The sequence below is a fragment of the Chryseobacterium gossypii genome (assembly GCF_041361455.1).
Lineage (GTDB): Bacteria > Bacteroidota > Bacteroidia > Flavobacteriales > Weeksellaceae > Chryseobacterium > Chryseobacterium gossypii.
The window spans coordinates 50633-68232 of sequence record NZ_JBGCUR010000006.1 but is presented as its reverse complement, the minus strand read 5'-3'; the positions used below and the strand labels follow the sequence as shown (position 1 = coordinate 68232).

The 17600-nt window shown below is 38.3% G+C and carries 14 protein-coding genes; 6 read left to right on the top strand and 8 right to left on the bottom strand.

Going from position 1 to position 17600, the window contains the following annotated elements:
• Window positions 1-76: 76 nt before the first annotated feature.
• Together ABMQ40_RS05525 and ABMQ40_RS05520 are read right to left on the bottom strand one after the other, a co-directional pair.
• On the bottom strand, window positions 77-400 hold the full coding sequence (locus tag ABMQ40_RS05525) for a nuclear transport factor 2-like protein (protein ID WP_370897374.1): 324 nt from the start codon (window positions 398-400) through the stop codon (window positions 77-79).
• Window positions 401-421: 21 nt separating this feature from the next.
• Entirely contained in the window at window positions 422-1216 is a 795-nt protein-coding gene (locus ABMQ40_RS05520; RefSeq protein WP_370897372.1) for an SDR family oxidoreductase, read from the bottom strand.
• 123 nt (window positions 1217-1339) lie between these two features.
• On the opposite strand from ABMQ40_RS05520, the gene ABMQ40_RS05515 reads away from it, so the two are divergent.
• From ABMQ40_RS05515 to ABMQ40_RS05490, 6 genes are all read left to right on the top strand, one after another.
• Window positions 1340-1699 carry a winged helix-turn-helix transcriptional regulator gene (locus ABMQ40_RS05515; RefSeq protein WP_370897370.1) on the top strand — a complete coding sequence of 120 codons (360 nt, stop codon included), beginning with the start codon at window positions 1340-1342 and terminating at the stop codon, window positions 1697-1699.
• Window positions 1700-1771: 72 nt separating this feature from the next.
• Window positions 1772-2833 carry a helix-turn-helix domain-containing protein gene (locus tag ABMQ40_RS05510; protein ID WP_370897368.1) on the top strand — a complete coding sequence of 354 codons (1062 nt, stop codon included), beginning with the start codon at window positions 1772-1774 and terminating at the stop codon, window positions 2831-2833.
• Window positions 2834-2913: 80 nt separating this feature from the next.
• Window positions 2914-5067 carry a TonB-dependent receptor domain-containing protein gene (locus ABMQ40_RS05505; RefSeq protein ID WP_370897366.1) on the top strand — a complete coding sequence of 718 codons (2154 nt, stop codon included), beginning with the start codon at window positions 2914-2916 and terminating at the stop codon, window positions 5065-5067.
• Between the two features lie 232 nt (window positions 5068-5299).
• The gene (locus tag ABMQ40_RS05500) at window positions 5300-6214 is read left to right on the top strand and encodes a dimethylarginine dimethylaminohydrolase family protein (RefSeq protein ID WP_370897364.1); all 915 of its coding nucleotides are present in this window, start codon (window positions 5300-5302) and stop codon (window positions 6212-6214) included.
• Between the two features lie 61 nt (window positions 6215-6275).
• Entirely contained in the window at window positions 6276-7199 is a 924-nt protein-coding gene (gene ctlX, locus ABMQ40_RS05495; RefSeq protein WP_370897362.1) for a citrulline utilization hydrolase CtlX, read from the top strand.
• Between the two features lie 250 nt (window positions 7200-7449).
• On the top strand, window positions 7450-9204 hold the full coding sequence (locus ABMQ40_RS05490; protein WP_370897360.1) for a discoidin domain-containing protein: 1755 nt from the start codon (window positions 7450-7452) through the stop codon (window positions 9202-9204).
• Between the two features lie 20 nt (window positions 9205-9224).
• Here the strand turns inward: ABMQ40_RS05490 and ABMQ40_RS05485 are convergent, their stop codons facing one another.
• From ABMQ40_RS05485 to ABMQ40_RS05460, 6 genes are all read right to left on the bottom strand, one after another.
• Window positions 9225-10064: an alpha/beta hydrolase fold domain-containing protein gene (locus tag ABMQ40_RS05485; protein WP_370897358.1), complete on the bottom strand. Its 840-nt coding sequence runs from the start codon at window positions 10062-10064 to the stop codon at window positions 9225-9227.
• Window positions 10065-10141: 77 nt separating this feature from the next.
• Window positions 10142-12427, bottom strand: a complete 2286-nt coding sequence (locus ABMQ40_RS05480; RefSeq protein WP_370897356.1) for a TonB-dependent receptor domain-containing protein — start codon at window positions 12425-12427, stop codon at window positions 10142-10144.
• 728 nt (window positions 12428-13155) lie between these two features.
• Entirely contained in the window at window positions 13156-13497 is a 342-nt protein-coding gene (locus tag ABMQ40_RS05475; protein WP_370897354.1) for a DUF3817 domain-containing protein, read from the bottom strand.
• 68 nt (window positions 13498-13565) lie between these two features.
• Window positions 13566-14150, bottom strand: coding sequence for a nicotinate (nicotinamide) nucleotide adenylyltransferase (nadD, locus tag ABMQ40_RS05470; protein ID WP_370897352.1), 585 nt, complete (start codon window positions 14148-14150; stop codon window positions 13566-13568).
• Window positions 14151-14157: 7 nt separating this feature from the next.
• Entirely contained in the window at window positions 14158-15876 is a 1719-nt protein-coding gene (recJ, locus tag ABMQ40_RS05465) for a single-stranded-DNA-specific exonuclease RecJ (RefSeq protein ID WP_370897350.1), read from the bottom strand.
• Between the two features lie 100 nt (window positions 15877-15976).
• Window positions 15977-17599 (bottom strand): ABC-F family ATP-binding cassette domain-containing protein, encoded by a 1623-nt coding sequence (locus tag ABMQ40_RS05460; RefSeq protein WP_370897348.1) that lies wholly within the window; start codon window positions 17597-17599, stop codon window positions 15977-15979.
• Window position 17600 lies beyond the last annotated feature (1 nt).

Below are 17600 nucleotides of genomic sequence, written 5' to 3'. Positions count from 1 at the left end.
AAATCCCAAAGCAACAACGCTTTGGGATTTTTATTTGCAACCATCAAATCATAGGCTTTAATGAAACATAATGAGGTTAATCCGAAATCATTAAAGAAGAGATCTTATCATTTTCAATTTGAAATGTAAAAGTCAGGGTAATCGGGCTTCCTTCAAAGGAACCGGAAATGCTGGCCTTTAATTTATAAGTTTCACCTTCTTCAGAAAATTCAAGAGGCTCGATCTGAGTTTGATATTGCGTGTTGGTCTTCTCATTCCACCGCCTTATTTCATCCTTCCCTTTATAGACCTTTCCCTCATCGAAAACCAGTGCATTCTCAGAAAAACATTCAGAATACAGGACACTGTCAGAGGTGTTCTGGGCTTCCAATAATTTTTTTAATACAAGAGGTAAATTCATTTTATTACTTTTTATGGTTAATTATATTGTTGGAATTGTTCCGCCATCGATTACATACTCAGTTCCGGTGAGATAACCTGCCCTTGGAGATACCAGAAAGCCGACAAATTCTGCAATATCTTCAGGTTTTGCGGGACTGCCAATGGGTATTCCGCCTAAAGCATCCATTACACTCCGGGTAGCTTCCTCTATCGTTGAATGGGAGCTTTCGGTAATACGTTCCATCATCCGGATGGCAGAGGTTGTCATGATCCATCCAGGAGAAACGGTAAGCACCCGGACTCCCAAAGGGGAAACTTCTTTTGACAGCCCTTTGCTGTAATTGATCAAGCCTGCCTTTGCTGCTGCGTAAGGTAATGTGGAATCATAAAGAGGCAGCCTTCCCTGGATAGAAGCGATATGGATAATTACTCCCGATTTTTGTTCAATCATCTGTGGAAGAAACCCTCTGTCTAAACGAACGGGGGCCAGCAGATTAGTCTGAATGGTTTCATCCCAGTCCTTATCCGATAAAACCGCGAAACCTCCCCCCGGAGTTTCCGAACCACCCATATTGTTTATCAGAATATCCAATTTTCCAAAAGTGGATAGAATCTCTGTCACAACTTTTTCAGTTCCTTCGGGCCTACTTAAGTCCGCTCCTATAAAGTGGATTTCTTTCCGTCCGGATTCAGGCGGGTTCCTTGCAGTGACAATTACTGTAGCTCCTGCATTAAGGAGTCTCTCTGCAATAGCTTTTCCGGCACCTTTTGTTCCCCCTGTCACCAGGACAGTCTTACCTGATAATTCATTACCATAATTGAATGCTTCTTTCATGTTCTTATTTTTAGTACAAATTTCAGACGTATGTAAACCCTGTACAAGAACGGAAAAACGATTCATATAGGGACAAATTTTTCCCTTATTGCTGTTTTTGGAACATTAAGTAATTTTGTTATTATGTACGAAAGAAAAATACCACCCAATTTAAATTGCGGTCTCGATCTGATCGGAGAAGTACTTTACGGCAAATGGAAAATCCGCTTGCTCTGGTTCATTAATGAAGGTTTTTTGCGTCCGAGCGAATTGCAGAGAAAAATACCTGATGCCTCGAGACGGGTTCTGAATATGCAGCTAAAAGAGCTTGAAGAACATGAATTAATTACAAAGAAAATCTATCCCGTTGTTCCTCCAAAAGTTGAATATAATCTTACGGAATTTGGGAAAACTTTAATTCCTGTGATTGCTGCTTTGGGGCAATGGGGAGATGAGCATGAAGAAAGGCTGCGGAATGTAATTCTTAACCGGCTGGAAAAATAATTATATCATGACCTGGAACTGAATGTAAGAATTTTAGTAAATTTACCTTTATCCACAAAAAATTAATATTCAATGACTTTCGGACAGCAAATGTTGTTTTTTTTCAGTGCAGTAGGGGCTTTTAACGGGTTTCTGCTGGGAGTTTATTTGTTGTTTGTAAAGAAAATAAAATATATTCCTGATTTCTTTTTAGGGCTGATTTTACTCACATTAAGTATCAGGGTAGGAATTTCAGTTTTTATTTATTTTTATCCTGACTGGCCTAGAATTATCCCGTATTTTGGGCTGGCCGCCTTATTTTATACAGGGCCTGCTTTATATTATTATGTAAAATCATCTTTTCTGCAGGAGCAGTTTATTTTAAAAAATTGCAGGAAATCTTTTGGGATTTTAACGCTGATCTTGGGGGCTGTAGGTTTTTTATACCTGTTTTTTCCGATTACCTGGAACACATATTTTGCAACCTTTGTTTATACAGTTTGGTCAGTATTTGTTTTTCTGTCTGTCTATCAGTACTATGTGTTTTCAAGACAAAACTCAAAAAATCTAAATAAATTTATCCTTCCGGTCTTGCTAAGCAATGTCATTATTTTTCTTGCTTATCAGCTGATTTCTACGGGCTGGGTTCAGATATATTGCGCCGGGGGAAGCATTGTATTTTCATTTGTTTTGTATGTTAATTTTCTGATTTTATTTAATAAAAAGTATAAGCCTTCCGTATCAAAAGAAGTGAATAAATATTCCAATAAAAAAATCTCTGATGAGGTAGCAGATAATTTTGTTACAAAACTGGAAAAATTAATGCATCATGAGGAATTATACAAAAACCCAAATTTGAAACTGAATCACCTTGCAGCAAAAATGAGCATGTCGCCGCATCAGCTTTCACAATTGCTGAATGATAACCTGGGTAAAAGTTTTTCTACTTATATTAATGAATACAGAATTAAAGAAGCTTGTGAGCTGATTGAAAATGATTCTTATTTGAAGATTGAAGAAATAGGGTATGAAGTAGGATTCAACTCAAAATCTACATTTTTCTCAACCTTCAAAAAAATAAAAAACACAACACCTCTTTTGTATAAGCAGTCGCAAACACCATCCGGATCAGCATTCCAGAGTTCGAATCTATAATTCTGTACTTCGGAATTTATATTTTAAAACCTGATTTCCGTCTCTTCCCGATACTTTTGGTTTCATAAAATTTTAAGATTATGATAACCAGATTATGGTTTTTTATTCTGCTGTTATTTTTATCATTTTTTGTAAAATCACAGGAAAGAGATTCTTTAAAATCAAATGATTCTGTCAAAACAATTTCGGAAGTTACCATTCAGTATTCCAGAAGAAACGTAGAACTGAATGAGGGAAACATTGTAATGCGTGTCGCTAACAATAAAGATTTTAAAACATCAACAAACATTCTCGAAGTTCTCAGGAAAACCCCCAATGTAACCGTTGATGCCGAGGACGGAATATTTATCAGCGGAAGAATTTCTCCGTCAATTTTCATTAACGGGAAACCTGTGGCTATGAGCAGCCAGGAATTACAGGCTTATTTGCGTTCACTTTCCCCTGAAATGGTTGAGTCTATTGAGGTCAATACCAATCCGTCTTCAAAATATGATGCGGAATTTAAAGGAATTATTGATATTAAGCTGAAAAAGAATACCAATCCCGGATGGAGGGGAAATTATAACGGAAATATATATGTTAACAGATTTAGTTACCGGGAAAATTCCTTAAACCTTTCCTATAATGCAGGTAAAATCGCTTACAATTTGCAGCTGGGCTATAACAACGGAATTTCAACATACCGGTACAATGCTTTACAGCGGCTGGCAAATACCAATGTCATGCGGACTTCCACTGATCAAAAAGATGAAGGCAAAATGTATAATCTTCAGGCTGGAATTGATTTCAGAATAGATGATAAAAACAGAATAGGCTTAAATTTCAGAAGAAATTTCAGCGAGCATGAAAGAATCCGTCTGGGCTCTTTGTACACAACCAATCAGGATGAAACCGAGCTGGTTTTTAATACGGAAAGTGAAAATCCGACTTCATATAACCAGAGTAATTACGGGATTACGGCCGATTACTCATTTCAGAATAAAAATTTTAAATTAAGTTTTTTAGGGAATTATCTGTCTGTTGAAAATAAGCAAAATGATGATTTTATCAATAAAGACAAACCGACTTCACAACTTTTATCCTACTGGAAATCTGATTTGCTGAATAAAATTACAATTTATACCTCACAAATTGATGTCTCCCAAAAAATTAAAAATGCAACCTTTGAAGCCGGAATAAAATACAGCAGTTCTGATACCAATAACCACATCAGATATGATACTTTAGCAGCAAATAACCAGTTTGCTTTTGACCCGTTCCGAAGTAATACATTTTCATATAAGGAAAGAATATGGGCAGGATACCTGGCATACAGCCGGAAATTTGATAAGCTTCAAATCAATGCCGGGCTGAGACTTGAAAATACAAAAAGTATTTCCAATGCCATTACAATTGATTCAGTTGTTTCAAGGAATTATCTGGAATGGCTGCCGTCTTTTAGCACCAGTTATAGTTTTAATAAAAACAATGAATTGTCGGTTTCTTACAGTCGGAAGATCACCCGGCCGGTTTTTTCACAGCTAAATCCTTTTAGATTTTATTTCAGTCCGCTGAATTACTGGATCGGAAATCCTTATTTGCAGCCGTCTTTCACCAACCAGATCAAAGCAACGTACCGGTACAAAAACTGGGTAACAAGTTTTACCATAGGAAAGGAAAAAGATGTCATGACGCGATATCCGCTTTATGACCCGGAAACTAATGTTCTGGAATATTTGGGAACGAACTTGCCTTATCGGAATTTTGCTGTTTTAGAAACCAACTTTCCTGTAAAAATTACAAAATGGTGGAATATAAATACTCAGTTTTCGGGATTTTACAATTATGAATTCAGGCCTTATCTGGATGAGGTTTTTGCATTGAAAATTTATAATTACGAAATAAGAATGAACCAGGCTTTCACACTTCCGAAGGGCTTCACAATCAATGTTTTTGCCAATTATGAATCGAGGACAGGAAACAGTTTATACATTATAAAACCCCGCTACACCATTGATATTTCTGTCCAGAAATTCTGGTTTGAAAATAAATTAAATACAAAATTGAGCTTTAATAATATTTTTGATTCTTACGATCAAAGGCTGGAATTCAGGCATAAACAAATCATGGATAACCGTTTCAGACATTGGTGGGACAGTCAGAAGCTGATTTTGGCATTAAGTTACAACTTTGGTGAATCAAAATATCAGACCAAAGAAATACAAAAAACGGAAGAAGAAAACAGGACAAGGTGAAAAAAAGGATAATTAGTAAATAAATTCTTTGATTTTAATTACAAAATAAACAAAGTTCATTATTAAAAATATCTTAAAAAGCCGGATAATACAAATTAATATCCTTATAAGAAGACAAGACTGAAGTAAAAAAATTGTGCATTGCAAATTTTACAGAGAAAGATTTCTTCCCTGACGTAAAAGTTTCGTAAATAGAGACCTTTACTTATATTTGTACATTGCATAAATCTTTATGAAACTAAATATTAAAAACGAAACGGGGAGGCTAAGATCAGTTGTTCTTGGCCAGCCTAATTCTATGGGACCGGTTCCCACCCTTGAAGAAAGCTATGATGCCAAATCATACTATTCTATCGAGCATAATATCTATCCTAAGGAAGAGGATATCATTAATGAAATGAATGCTTTTGAAGCGGTATTGAAGAAATATGATGTGGAAGTTCTGCGCCCGAGCATTATTAAGGATTATAACCAGGTCTTTGCCAGAGATGTGGCCTTTGTAATTGATGATAAAATGATCATTTCAAATGTGATTGCCGACAGGGCGGATGAGCAGGACGCATATAAAAAAGTTTTTGAAAAAGTAGCCTGGAGAAAAATTATTAATCTCCCGGAAACAGCACATATAGAAGGAGGAGATGTGATCGTCTGGGATGATTTTATTTTCATCGGGACCTGCTTTAGTGAAGATTACCGCAATTATAAAACCGCTAGGACGAATGAATACGCCATAGAGATCTTAAAGGAGTATTTCCCGAAGAAAAGAATCATCGATCTCGAACTGAAAAAAAATGATAAAGTTCCCTATGAAGGGATCTTACATCTGGATTGCACATTCAATCCTGTAGGAAAAGATAAATGTATCATCTATAAAAAAGGATTTGTGGATGAAAGTGACTATCGCCTGATCATTGATATTTTCGGTGAAGAAAACTGTTTCCACGTAACCGATGAAGAAATGTTTGAAATGTATCCGAATATTTTCTCTATTTCGCCTGAAATCGTAGTTTCAGACAGTACTTTTACAAGGATGAATGATCATTTGAGAAATGAATGGGGAATGACCGTAGAAGAAATCCCATACCGTGAAATTTCAAAAATGGGTGGATTGCTCAGATGCTCTACCATGCCCCTTGTGAGAGAATAAATGATATGATGTAGAGATGTTGCAGTGAATATCGTTACATCTTAATTTTTAAGTATAATACATGCAGACAACAGATACCGTTTTAATGATAGAGCCGATAGCGTTCGGCTATAATGCGCAAACAGCAGAGAATAACTATTTTCAGGTTGATCAGAAAGATTCTGACGTTCAGCAGAAAGCTTTGCAGGAGTTCAATAATTTTGTTGGAAAGCTGAGAAGCAAAGGAATTAACGTCATTACTGTTAAAGACACCTTAGAACCTCATACTCCGGATTCAATTTTCCCGAATAACTGGGTGAGCTTCCATAAAGACGGGAAAGTAGTTCTATACCCGATGTTTGCTCCGAACAGAAGAGTGGAAAGGAGAAATGATATTATTGAAGCCATAAAAGACCGGGGGTTTGAAGTAGAGGAGGTGGATGACTGGTCATCTTCCGAAGCCGATGAAAAATTTTTGGAAGGAACAGGAAGTATGATTTTTGATCATGACAATAAAATTGCTTATGGTTCAGTGTCCTTAAGGCTGGATGAGAAGCTGTTCAGAAAGTTTTGTGAAAAGTATGGCTTTATGCCGGTGGTTTTTCACTCATTTCAGACAGTAGGTACAGAAAGGCTTCCGATTTATCATACCAATGTAATGATGTGTGTTGCGGACAGATTTGTAGTGATCTGTCTGGATTGTATAGATGATGAGCTTGAAAGAAGCAAGGTGATCGAAACGATCAAAAATTCCGGAAAAGAGATCATCGAGATCTCAGAAGAACAGATGCAGCAGTTTGCAGGAAATATGCTCCAGGTTCAAAATAAAGAAGGTGAAAAATTCCTTGTTATGAGTGAAACAGCTTACAGGTCTTTAACTCCGGAACAGGTCGCAAATATTGAAAAATATTGTGAAATCATTTATTCAGACTTACACACAATTGAAGTAAACGGTGGAGGAAGTGCCCGCTGTATGCTGGCTGAAGTTTTCTTGCCGAAAAAATAAATATATTTGCGAAAAATATTTAATTGAAACCATTATCCGGCAAAGGTTTACATATACTTCTGACTTTGGAAACAGAGTCAGAAGATTTTTATAATAATCTATACTTATTACCATTATAGGCAAAACTGGTCTCAATTCCTGATTCCGTTATTAGTGGTTCCGCAGTTAACGCACTATTTATTGGACGGATTTATTTGGAAGAAACCGAAAAAAGTTAACTAAATTTGTCTTTAATGTAAAAAAAGTAAAGATGCAGAAGTACCTTATCTCATTTGCGATGGTATTGGGAATATTCCTGAGTGCCCAGCAAAAAACATTTTGTAACCCGGTCAATATAGACTACGGTTATACACCTTTCGAGTCTTTTTCAAAACAGGGGAAACACCGGGCGACAGCAGATCCGGTAATTGTTAATTTCAAAAACAAACTATTCCTTTTCTCTACTAATCAGGAAGGCTACTGGTACAGTGATGATATGCTGGACTGGAAATTTATTCACCGTAAGTTTTTAAGGGATAATAAATACATCCATGATCTTAATGCACCTGCGGTCTGGGCAATGAAGGACACTTTATACGTGTTTGGCTCTACCTGGGAACAGGACTTTCCGATCTGGAAAAGCACAAACCCTACAAAAGATGACTGGCATATTGCAGTGGATACCCTGAAAGTGGGAGCCTGGGATCCGGCATTCCATTATGATGAAGATAAAAATAAACTCTATCTGTACTGGGGCTCAAGTAATGAATGGCCGCTGCTGGGAACAGAAGTAAAAGTGAAAACCCTGCAGTCCGAAGGTTTTGTAAAACCTATCATCAGGCTGAAGCCGGAAGATCATGGCTGGGAAAGATTTGGTGAATATAATGACAATGTTTTCCTCCAGCCTTTTGTGGAAGGTGCCTGGATGACGAAACATAACGGAAAGTATTATATGCAGTACGGGGCTCCGGCAACCGAATTCAGCGGATATTCAGATGGAGTATACGTAAGTAAAAACCCCCTGGAAGGTTTTGAATACCAGCAGCACAATCCATTTTCATATAAGCCGGGTGGCTTTGCCCGGGGAGCAGGCCATGGAGCCACCTTTGAGGATAACTTCAAAAACTGGTGGCATGTCTCCACAATCTTTATTTCAACTAAAAATAATTTTGAAAGAAGAATCGGAATATGGCCGGCAGGTTTTGATAAGGATGATGTGATGTACTGTAATACGGCTTATGGGGATTATCCTACTTATCTTCCGCAATATGCCCAGGGAAAGGATTTCACAAAAGGGCTTTTTGCAGGCTGGATGCTGCTGAACTACAACAAGCCGGTTCAGGTATCATCCACTTTGGGAGGCTATCATTCCAATTATGCGGTAGATGAAGACATCAAAACCTACTGGAGTGCAAAAACAGGAAATGCAGGAGAATGGTTTCAAACTGATTTAGGAGATGTTTCCACCATCAATGCCATTCAGATCAACTATGCCGATCAGGATGCGGAATTTCTGGGTAAGACTTTAGGAAAAATGCACCAATATAAAATTTATGGATCCAATGACGGTAAAAAATGGCGTGTAATTGTGGACAAGAGTAAAAATACCAAAGATGTCCCTCATGATTATGTAGAGCTTGAAAAACCCGCCAAAGCCAGATTCCTGAAAATGGAAAATCTGAAAATGCCGACAGGAAAGTTTGCGTTAAGCGGTTTCAGAGTATTTGGGAAAGGAGCCGGCAGCAAACCGCAGAAGGTGCAGAACTTTGTTCCTTTGAGAGCTGATGCCAAAAAATATGGAGAGAGGAGAAGCATCTGGATGAAATGGCAGCAAAACCCTGATGCAGATGGGTATGTGATCTACTGGGGAAAATCTCCTGACAAACTTTACGGAAGCATTATGGTGTATGGTAAAAACGAGTATTTCTTCACGGGAGCTGACAGGACAGATGCCTATTATTTTCAAATCGAGGCCTTTAATGTCAATGGAATTTCAGAAAGGACTGAAATTGTAAAATCTGAATAAAATAAAAACGCTTTGAATTTTCAAGGCGTTTTATTTTCAATCCGTTTCAGGAACTTGGCAATCTTATCGATCAAAAAGTTTCTGTTATCCTCCTTTAACCAGTCTAAATGTCCGCCACTAAATTCTAAAGATTCATGGATCACATGGTTCCTATTCAATACTGAATCAAGGATCTCCTTTTGTGAGAAGGGAATGACGCGGTCATTTTTTCCATAATAGGAAAGGGTGGGCACGGAGGTGGTATCAACCCAGGATATGGGGCTTGCAAAGGCCATCGGAGATTCGGAGGAAACAATTTTAGGATCTATCAGATGCCTTTCAACAAAAAAGTAATCTTCATAGCTCTTAAATCCGGGATCTGATAGATCTGCAGGGCCAACAATATTCACCACTGCTTTTATATTTCTGCCGGTATTGAATTTATAAGCATAGAACATGGAAAGATATCCGCCTGCACTATTCCCCAGAAGAATAAATCGGGGACTGTTCGTCAGCTTTTTCTCCAGATAGCGGATAACATGGCCGATGTCATCAGTCTGGTTGGGGATTGCATATTGTGAAGTTGAGGCCAACCTGTAATTGATATTTGCAAAAACAGAATTGGGGAATTTCTTCATCATGGAAACAGTAAAGGCTGTCAGTTCGGATTTATTGCCGCCACGCCAGCCTCCGCCATGGATAATAATGAAAACATCACGGCTTATATTCTGAGTTTTGGGAAGGTAGATATCCATCTTTTGTTCTGGATCCTTACCATAAGCAAAATCATATCTTATAACATGGCGTTGGTCCGGACTGCTTTTCTTCTCCGTACAACCGGTAATAAAGGCAAAGACCAGAAAGAACAATAAATTTTTCATGTTCTTAAAATTAAAAAAAACTCACCGATTTCTCAGCGAGTTTTACACAAAATGATTGATTATGAAAGATGATTGTTTTATCTGGTCCTGCTTTTAATAGCATCCGAAGCGCTTTCGATATCTCTTACCTTTTTCACTTTCTGGTTTCCGAAATTATAGGTAAGGCTTATTGTCATGCTTCTTCTGTACTGATCATTTTTTATATAATTATAATTCCCATTGGCCTGATAATCTTCTATTTCTACAATGTTGGTTCTGAATATGTCGTTTACATTCAGGGCAAAGGTCCAGTCGTTCCAGTTTTTCTTCAGGCTTAAATCTAAGCTCATTAAATTTTTCAGCATTCCAAGTTCGATCTGCTGTTTGTCTACATAGAAGTAATTTACCCCGAGGAACCAGGTTTTCTTTTTGTCCAGCCGGATGGTATTATTACTTGTGATGACCAGACTGGTTGATTTTACATTATTGGTGTATACCAGAGGATTCCCGTCTTTATCAAGAAAAGTATCGCCGGACGTAGGGTCTACCGCCAAAGACCCGTTGTTGATATTATGCTGTACCCCTGCATTAAAGTTCAGAGTTAAATATTGTTTGAAGAAGGTCTTCTGGATCCCCACCATAGCAGACATTTCCTGTTTATCCCCAAAGTTTGTCCGGATGTAGCGCAATACGTTCTGTGTTCCTACAGTTCCGTCCACTGATTTCACAAAACCCTGCAAAGGGACCTGGGTGATCTGATCCTTGAAATAAGAGTGGTTCAGGATCAGAAAGTATGAGTTCTTATACATATAGGTCAGCTCCTGATTATAAGTGGAAGAGGCCTTCACAAAAGGGTTGTTTTGTGTATAATTAAATTCCGTAATATAATTTCTTACAGGATTAAGCTCCCAGAAGCTGGGCCTCCTCATTCTGCTGGAGAATGAATAGGAGATGTTATTTTTATCATTGATCGCATAGTTGAAGCTTAAATAAGGCAGCAGATTATTATAGTTCCTCTCAATTCTTCTGTATTCAGGAGCGGCATTGTCTGAGGTTCCCAGACTGTTAGTGATCTCGTATCGGGCCCCTATTTTCCCTGAAAACTTGTCTGAAAACTTTTTCTCTACCGTTAAATAGGCGCCATAGATATTTTCATCATAAATGAAATGATTGAATTCTTCAGAATTTATCGGAGCCGGCAAAAGCTGTTGATCAGGGCCCGTAAACAGGGTAGTGTAGTTTTTGGTATCATTATCGGTTTTTGTCCTGTTGAAATTTCCGCCAACGGATATGGTAAGATCATTTTTAAACTTTTGAATATAATCTGCCGTTCCGGAGAAGTTATTAATGATCTGGGGTATATCCTGAATGATCTGCTTTCCTATTGTGGAATAATCAGAAAGCGTTCCGGGAACCATGGTTCGGTTATCAGAATACTGGAACCTTTTATAATTGAGGTAAGCTGCATTTACATTTAATTTGCTCCCTAAGGAATCAAGTTTCAATTCATAGTTTAAATTTACAGAGTTATTGTAGTTACGGGCATCTTCTTTATTTTTTGTCTTGGTGTAAGTATTTTTTACGGTTCCGTCTGTATTATATTCAGATAAAGTATTGAACAGGTCGATCGTTGAATTGTAGCTTTTGTTAGCCCATGAGTTCCAGGATAATGCCAGATTGCTTTTCTCGGTCAGCTGATAGTCGATATTAAGGTAGCCGCCAATGTTTTTATTAGGATCGTCAATATCACCTACAGATTCATTTTTTACCTGATCGGTTCCGTTCCGTAAGATATAGGTTTGAGGCTGGATATTTTCGCCGCCGTTGAGGTTGGCATTGATTCCTAATTTATCTTTTCTGTAATTCACGGAAAAGCTGGCCTGGCTTGAATTATATTTATTCTGGGTGTTGGCCATTCTCATATTTCCGTTTGTACCATCGCTCATCTTTTTCTTCAGTATAATATTGATGATCCCATCCGAAGACTCTACCTGGTATTCGCTTCCCGGAACTGTGATCACTTCAATTTTCTGGATATTTTCTGCCGGGGTATTTTTCAGGAACTGTACCAGAGATTCTGTATCCATATTAGTTTTTCTCCCGTTAATATAGATCAGGGCATTGTTTTTTCCCGCAATTTTTAATGTTTTATCATCTATGGTTGACAAAAGTGGGGTTTGTTTTAAAAGGTCAAAGGTGGTATTACCTTTGGCAACCGGTGATGCTGCTACATCATAGACAAAGCGATCACTCTGTTTCTTGAATACCTGTTTGGTCAGGGTTACTCCCTCTATGGTTTTGGTTTTTACCGAATCTGATTTCTTTTGTTGTGCGAAAGCTAATCCGCTGAAAAATATGGCTGCAATGAGAATAGGCGCTTTCATGACTTTATTTTTAATGTGTTATTAGCTTGTATTTGTTATTATTAAACATCACAAAGATATATAATAATTTTAGTATCTTGCAATACAAAGTACTTAAAAAATTGATAAACAAATTTTAACTTATTGATTTTTAGTAGTTAAAAATTTATGCTGTTTTTTTAAGACTTTGGGCTTTCTATATGATAGGACAACACGGATGAGGTTTTTGTTACATCACAAATCAGATTTTTTTCATCAACGAAAATTATTTAATTACATTTAGAAGCTTTTCTTTCATTACCTATGGCTGTTCAGCCAGTCCTTTTTGATGACATGATAAATCTTCAGACCTCAGAGATATCAATTCGCGGTATTTTTTCGGCAACCCATTTAAGCAATATTTCATCTATACTACCATAAATGGATATAGCATACCAAATAATAGCCAGTCTTTAAAGTTTGTGTTAGGACTTAAGAGTGTAAAGTACGGGGCCGAGTCTATCTTGAACCATATTCTCAATGGATGTGGCTGATGTTTCGGAATGGGGAACTATATACCAGTATCAGCTTGAGCTCTCGGGAGGTAATTTCAGCCAGCTACAAGCTATTCCGTAATTCAGATCGGTAATGTTAGGAGACTACATAGACTTTACGTCCAATGAATATGGCAGATGGTGAGAGGGTGAGCATACTTTCACGGCAACTGGGTACGTTAAGAGATGAAATAAAGGCCGGAAAGAATTCTTCTTTTATTCCCGGTCAAACCGGGCCAGCTTTCTATCCACCCAGATCGTTGCAAAAGGGAAGAAGGCAGACAATAGTGCAAATACAAAATCCTCATCATCCCATTGATAGATTTTTCTTGCGGGCAGACAGAGCAAAAGGTATAGGGTGAAGAACAGACCATGAATATTACCAATAATGATAATAAAAACAGTTGCCAGCGTGCCTTCATCATCATACCTTTTCCAGATCATTGCGATGCCGTACAGCAAAAAGCAGGTAATGGCTTCCGCCAAACATACTTTTTTAAACCATTTAATAACCTTTTCCTGAGGGTATTTTGAGAAAAATTTTTCAATGAAATTCATTCTTTTTAGCTATAAATTCAGAGGCCGGGATGATCCAGGCCTGAGACCACCTGCTCCTGAATACAAAATTACTTATAAAAATTGCTTCCGTCCAAATATTCAAAGACTTCCGGAGGAAGCATAGGCCTTACATTCTTACCCTCTTTGATCATTTTACGGATCTCAGTGGCTGAGATTTCTATAACAGGAGCTTTGATCAGAGAGATGTTTTCGTGCTTGAGATATTCAGGATCTTTTCTCTCACCATTAGAAACCCTCGGATAAACGATAATATGGTGATTTTTGATCAGGACTTCTGAATTTTTCCATTTATGGAGGCTTTCCAGATTATCTTCACCCATAATCAGGCTGAAAGAATAGCCAGGGTATTTTTCATGGAGATAGGTCAGGGTATCAATGGTATAGCTTGGTACCGGAAGAGAAAATTCTACATTGGAGGCTCTCATCTTCGGATAATTTTTTACGGCAAGCTGCACCATATCCATTCTGTTATGGTCTTTAAGCAAAGATTTTTTGTCTTTGAAAGGGTTTTGCGGGCTCACCACAAACCAGAGCTCATCCATATCGGAGTTTTCCAGGATGTAATTGGCCAGAATAAGATGCCCGATGTGAATGGGGTTGAACGAACCAAAAAATAAACCAACCTTTTTCATGAATGTTTTATGCCTGATCTCTAAACTTTACATCCTTAATGTTCAGGTAATGCGTAACATTTCCCTTCCAGTGATTTTCTTCCAGGGTAAAGGCCAGATCGAAATATTTATTTTTGAAATCTTCAGAGAATTGGCCCAGCTTGAACCCCACACACTCAATATTTCTTCCGGTGGACTCCTGCTTTATAAAAAACTTCAGGTGATTGTTGTCTTTTCCCATCGTTTTTATATGGCCGGAGACCTTTTGATTGGTTAAAGCCAGAATAGGCTTCATATTGTGAGGGCCGAAAGGAGCCAGCTTCCTGTGGAAATTGATAAACTCCCGGTTGATCTCATCGATCTGAATCTCAGAGTCTATAGTAATGGATGGTTCTTTCTGATGTTCCTGGATCTTTTCCGCCACCACTTTTTCAAACTTCTCTTTGAAGGCCTCAAACTTTTCCTTTTCCATTGAAAGCCCTGCCGCAGCATGATGGCCTCCGAATTTAAGGAAATATTCAGAGCACATGTCAAGAGCTTCATGTACGTCAAAATCGGAAACTGACCTTGCGGAAGCTACCATTTCACCGTTATTTCCATCAGTAAAAACCAGAGTAGGCTTGTAATAGGTTTCGATAAGTCTGGAAGCTACAATTCCTATGACGCCTTTATTCCATTCAGGGTGATAGACAATTGTGGTATGCCTTGTTTCCTGCTGGGATTCTATGATCTGGTTCAATGCCGAAAGTGTGGAGTTCATATCCAGTTCACGTCTCTCATCATTAAGGTTCATGATGTCATTCACAATTTGGTTGGCATGCTTCAGATTATCAGAAACCATCAGTTCAACAGCCGCTTTACCGTGAGAGATTCTCCCGGCCGCGTTAATCTTCGGGGCAATCTCAAAGACAATATTTGAAATCTCAAAATGAGAGAGCTTGTCTTCAGGAATTAACAGCCTTAGGCCGAGATTTCTGGTCTTTCTTAAGGTTTTTAATCCCATCTTAGCAAGGACCCTGTTCTCACCGGTCATAGAAACAATATCCGCGGCGATGGAAATGGCAAGCAAATCGGTCAGCTCAAATAATTCGGCTTCGGGAATTTTATAAATGGTGTTGAGTCCCTGACATAGCTTGAAGCCTACTCCGCAACCCGAAAGCTCTTTGAACGGATACCGGCAATCGCTTCTCTTAGGGTCAAGCACAGCGGCTGCATTAGGGATCTCTTCACCGGGAAGGTGATGGTCACAGATAATGAAATCAATACCGAGACTGTCCGCATAATTGATCATATCAATAGCCTTGATGCCGCAGTCTAGAGCGATAATTAATGAAAAACCGTTCTCTTTGGCAAAATCAATACCTTCGGTGGAAATCCCGTATCCTTCGGAGTTCCGGTCCGGAATATAGTAATCCAGGTATTTTTTTTCAACAATCTTACTGAGGTACAGGTACATCAAAGCTACGGCAGTGGTACCATCCACATCATAGTCACCGTAAACCAGGATTTTTTCTCCATTCTCAATGGCTGTGGCAATGCGCTCGACAGCTTTCTGCATGTCTGCCATTAAAAATGGGTTATGGATATCGTTTAAATTTGGTTTGAAGAACTCTCTGGCCTTTTGATAATTGTCAATTCCTCTAAGAACGAGAAGCTTAGATTCAAAAGTTCCAAAACCAAGTGACGAACTTAATCTGTCCACAATTTCCTCATCGGGTTCGGGCTTATAAATCCATTTTTGACTCATTTCACAAAAATAGGGAATTATATTTTAAAGTAAAAGTTTATTCCTGCGAGTATCCAAATAAAAAACCGTTCGTGAAGCGAACGGTTTTTTATTATGGTAATTAAGAATACATCTTTTCTCTTAACTCTTTTACCTTTTTATCTTCAAGATATTCATCGTAAGTCATCTCTCTGTCGATAATTCCTTTTGGAGTTAATTCAATGATCCTGTTACAGACCGTCTGAAGCATTTCATGGTCATGAGATGCCAGTAAGATATTTCCTTTGAAATTAGACAATGAATTGTTTAATGTCGTGATACTTTCAAGGTCTAAATGGTTGGTAGGCTCATCTAATAAGAGGACATTTGCCTTCTGAAGCATCATTCTGCTGAACATGCATCTCATTTTTTCACCTCCTGAAAGTACTTTACAGGACTTCAGCGCTTCATCACCTGAGAAAAGCATTCTCCCCAGAAAACCTCTCATGAACTCCTCGTGGCGTTCTTCATCATTTTTGGTGAACTGTCTTAGCCAGTCAACAAGATTTAAATCCTCCTGAAAGAACTCCGTGTTATCCAAAGGCATGTAAGACTGTGAAGTAGTGACTCCCCAAGCATATTCACCTTTATCAGCTGTGGAATTTCCGGCCAGGATCTGAAAGAATTCTGTAATGGCCAGTGAGTTTTTGGAAAGTACGGCTACCTTGTCTCCCTTTTTAAGTTTCAGATCGATATTGGAGAAAAGCAGCTCTCCGTCTTTGGTTTTTTCGAGGTCTTTAACTTCTAGAATCTGGTCACCTACCTCTCTTTCCATTTCAAAAATGATGGCCGGATACCTTCTTGAAGTAGGCTTAATATCTTCGATATTCAATTTATCAAGCATTTTTTTCCTTGCGGTAGCCTGTTTGGCCTTGGCAACGTTTGAGCTGAATCTTGCAATGAACTCCTGAAGCTCCTTTTTCTTTTCTTCAGCCTTTTTATTGGCCTGAGCCCTTTGTCTGGTTGCCAGTTGAGAAGCCTGATACCAGAAAGAATAATTACCGGTATATAAATTAAGTTTGGAGTAGTCTAAGTCTCCGATATGGGTACAAACAGCATCCAGGAAGTGACGGTCGTGAGATACAACAATTACCGTATTTTCATAATCGGCAAGGAAGTCTTCCAGCCATGAAATAGTATCAATATCAAGGTCGTTCGTAGGCTCGTCAAGAATCAGTACATCAGGATTTCCGAAGAGTGCCTGAGCCAGAAGGACTTTTACTTTGTCTTTATTTTCAAGTTCGCCCATCATCTGCCAGTGCATATCATCTGAGATCCCTACGTTGGAAAGCATGGTCTGCGCATCCGATTCAGCAGTCCATCCTCCCATTTCATCATAGACCACTCCCAATTCTCCTGCTTTAATGCCATCTTCATCCGAGAAATCAGGTTTTGCATACAAGGCATCCATTTCCTCTTTTATCTCGAATAATTTCTTATTTCCTCTTAATACGGTTTCAAGCACAGTATACTGATCATAGGCAAAGTGATCCTGCTCCAGTACAGACATCCTTTTTCCAGGTTCCAGAGATACGTGTCCTGTAGTCGGCTCCTGCTTTCCTGTCAATATTTTAAGGAATGTAGACTTTCCTGCTCCATTTGCTCCGATGATACCGTAGCAATTTCCTTTTGTAAACATGATGTTTACTTCGTCAAAAAGAACTCTTTTCCCGAATTGTAAAGATAAGTTTGATACTGTTAACATA

Coding starts and splice junctions, on each gene's coding strand:
- ABMQ40_RS05500 (WP_370897364.1), top strand. CDS start 5,300: ATGAAACTAAATATTAAAAACGAAACGGGGAGGCTAAGATCAGTTGTT.
- ABMQ40_RS05525 (WP_370897374.1), bottom strand. CDS start 400: ATGAATTTACCTCTTGTATTAAAAAAATTATTGGAAGCCCAGAACACC.
- ABMQ40_RS05485 (WP_370897358.1), bottom strand. CDS start 10,064: ATGAAAAATTTATTGTTCTTTCTGGTCTTTGCCTTTATTACCGGTTGT.
- ABMQ40_RS05515 (WP_370897370.1), top strand. CDS start 1,340: ATGTACGAAAGAAAAATACCACCCAATTTAAATTGCGGTCTCGATCTG.
- ABMQ40_RS05475 (WP_370897354.1), bottom strand. CDS start 13,497: ATGAATTTCATTGAAAAATTTTTCTCAAAATACCCTCAGGAAAAGGTT.
- recJ (WP_370897350.1), bottom strand. CDS start 15,876: ATGAGTCAAAAATGGATTTATAAGCCCGAACCCGATGAGGAAATTGTG.
- ABMQ40_RS05490 (WP_370897360.1), top strand. CDS start 7,450: ATGCAGAAGTACCTTATCTCATTTGCGATGGTATTGGGAATATTCCTG.
- ABMQ40_RS05505 (WP_370897366.1), top strand. CDS start 2,914: ATGATAACCAGATTATGGTTTTTTATTCTGCTGTTATTTTTATCATTT.
- ABMQ40_RS05510 (WP_370897368.1), top strand. CDS start 1,772: ATGACTTTCGGACAGCAAATGTTGTTTTTTTTCAGTGCAGTAGGGGCT.
- ABMQ40_RS05460 (WP_370897348.1), bottom strand. CDS start 17,599: ATGTTAACAGTATCAAACTTATCTTTACAATTCGGGAAAAGAGTTCTT.
- nadD (WP_370897352.1), bottom strand. CDS start 14,150: ATGAAAAAGGTTGGTTTATTTTTTGGTTCGTTCAACCCCATTCACATC.
- ABMQ40_RS05480 (WP_370897356.1), bottom strand. CDS start 12,427: ATGAAAGCGCCTATTCTCATTGCAGCCATATTTTTCAGCGGATTAGCT.
- ABMQ40_RS05520 (WP_370897372.1), bottom strand. CDS start 1,216: ATGAAAGAAGCATTCAATTATGGTAATGAATTATCAGGTAAGACTGTC.
- ctlX (WP_370897362.1), top strand. CDS start 6,276: ATGCAGACAACAGATACCGTTTTAATGATAGAGCCGATAGCGTTCGGC.